The sequence below is a fragment of the Variovorax glacialis genome (genome assembly GCF_051216375.1).
Classification (GTDB): Bacteria; Pseudomonadota; Gammaproteobacteria; order Burkholderiales; family Burkholderiaceae_C; genus Variovorax.
This window is the reverse complement of record NZ_JBPJZT010000056.1, coordinates 1-2,411: the sequence shown is the minus strand read 5'-3', so window position 1 is coordinate 2,411 and position 2,411 is coordinate 1. Positions and strand designations below refer to the sequence as shown.

Genomic DNA, 2,411 nt, shown 5'->3' with positions numbered 1-2,411 from the left:
CAACGACAACCAGTTCAAGGAGCCACAACCCTAACCCCATAAAAAACGACATTCACCCCCGCCCAACCGGCCAAGATGAATGTCGTTTAACCGGCCATGCTGCTTGACGCCATCCAGCGGTATGGGCCGCTACCGTAGCCAACGAAGATTCGCCCAGAAACTGTCGCCGAACCGTGCTGCGCAGATTCCGCAGGCCAGGACGACAACCCCAACAACAATGCTGCCCCCAGAGCACTTAGCGGCGACAGGCTGACGCATATGCCCAGGCCAACCGCCAGCCCTAGCAGAGCTCCGCACGCAAAACGTACCTTCATCTCGAACGCATCGGGCTTTCTACCGGCGAGGGCCGGTCCTGATTCGGTCTTCATGCTCGTCCTGGACGTCTGTTTGGAGGACGGCGTCGACCGTCCTGTCGGGCGATTTCTGCGGCGACGCGCAATGGCCGGACCCAGCCGCATTCTGCCTTCCGTCGTATCCCACGAATCGACCTGTGCACGCCGTGGGCAGCCGGCCACACGCCGCTTGATACCGCGATACCCAGGCGCCAGGAAACGATACCTTGCGACTAACCGGTCGCGCCCGCCAGCACGCTCACGACAATCGCTCTGGATGGCCCACGCCGCTGTTGCTGCCCTTCGCGAAGTTCCAGCAACGGCCCCTACTGCGAAACGGCCCTCTGGTTGACCAACTCGAACAAGACCATCAGATCGACGGGCTTGCTTAGCAGGTGATCGAAGGTGGCCTTCGTCCGAAGTTCTCCGAGCCGCAAGACGTTTCCGGAAAGCGCGATGAGGAGGAGTGCGGCCCCTGGGTGGACCGACCGCAAGGCTTGCGCCGCTTGTTCTCCATCCAGACCGCCCATCTCCAGATCGAGAATCGCGACGTCAGGGCGGCACTCCGTGCCGAACGCGACGGCGTCTTCCCCCGTATAGGCGGCACGCACTCTCGCCCCCTCGAATTGGAGCGCGAGCACTTCCGCGAGCAAGTCAGCCGATTCGCGCTCATCGTCGAGAACCAGGATTTCAATCGCTGTCGTCATTCTTCTATGCTTCCTGCGGTACGCTGCGGCAAAAGTTACCCTGCTAGACCAGACCCTTCACCATGCAGATTGCCGAATTCATCGAGCATGCCAAGGACAAAATCCTGGCTGAAGCAGTTGCTTACGCTAGGACGATCCTTTCGCTGGAAAACGAAAGCGATGGTGTGCTCCGCAATCACCTACCCAGGATTCTGGAAGCGATTTCAGCCGATCTGCGCACGGCGCAGAGTAGGACGGCATCTATTCACAAGTCGCACGGCCGCGCACCCGCCGTGGACCCGAGCAGGACAACGGCCGCCGAGACGCACGGGGTGCTGCGCGCACGAAGCGGACTCCACGTGGAGCAACTCGCCGCGGAATACCGTGCCCTGCGCTCCAGTGTCTTGCGGCTGTGGGGGGAGGCTTGCGTTGCCGATGCCGACTCGGTGCGGGACATCGGCCGCTTTAACGAGGCCGTTGATCAAGCACTCGCCGAGTCGCTGCGTGAATACGCCGCCGAGGTCGAGCGATGGCAGCAGATCTTCCTTGGCGTGCTGGGTCACGATCTTCGGGGCCCGCTGAACGCCATTTCCTTGACCGCCCAAGTCATGGCCCGCCGGGCTCCAGAAGCCCTCGCAGGATCGGCGGCGACGTTGACCCGGGGCACCCGTCGGATGGCCGTCCTGCTGGACTCCCTGCTCGAATACAACCGGGCCGGCCTGGGCGCCGGCATGGCGATCCAGACGACTCCGGGCGACCTTGGGACACTGTGCTCCGAAGAACTGGAGATTTTGCGCTTGGCGCTTCCAGATTGCAGGATCGAACTGGTCGTGCAGGGGGACACCCGTCTGGAGTTTGACGGTTCTCGCATGCGCGAAGTACTGGACAACCTGGTCACGAACGCTGTCAAGCATGGACTTCGATCCGAGCCAGTGACGATCAGGCTGCATGGAGACGACCAACTCGTTCGGTTGTCGGTCGAAAACGCAGTGACTCGAATCATCCCGTCCAGCGAGATCGAGCGGCTATTCGAGCCGCTGCGCCGCGGATCCGAGGATCGGCCGAGATCAGACCGCTCGCACCTAGGCTTGGGCCTCTTCATCGCCCGTCAAATCGTGAGAGCCCACGGCGGAGACTTGATCGGTCATTCCACGCCGCAGAGGATTCACTTCACCGTGACCGTTCCAAAGGTTCGGCCTGCCAACACTTGAGGGTCGTTGGACGCGAAGCCGCCGCCCGTTCTCGGGAAGTTTGGCGCTATTCATCAAGGACCGCTTGGACTTGACCCTGTTGCGCGGACGGGTTGGGACTTGATTCCCAAGTCAAATGCTTGGCGACGACGAAGACTTGTCCACCGGCGGCGTGGCGCATGCCACGCAGACGCCGACGGTGG

2 protein-coding genes are annotated in these 2,411 nt (G+C 62.0%); one reads left to right on the top strand and one right to left on the bottom strand.

Annotated elements, in window-relative coordinates; translation table 11 throughout:
- Positions 1-658: 658 nt before the first annotated feature.
- Positions 659-1,039: a response regulator gene (locus tag ACSFBL_RS35520; protein ID WP_435520487.1), complete on the bottom strand. Its 381-nt coding sequence runs from the start codon at positions 1,037-1,039 to the stop codon at positions 659-661.
- A 62-nt stretch (positions 1,040-1,101) separates the two neighbouring features.
- Here ACSFBL_RS35520 and ACSFBL_RS35515 point away from each other — a divergent pair, with 62 nt between their 5' ends.
- The gene (locus ACSFBL_RS35515; RefSeq protein WP_435520486.1) at positions 1,102-2,229 is read left to right on the top strand and encodes a sensor histidine kinase; all 1,128 of its coding nucleotides are present in this window, start codon (positions 1,102-1,104) and stop codon (positions 2,227-2,229) included.
- Positions 2,230-2,411 lie beyond the last annotated feature (182 nt).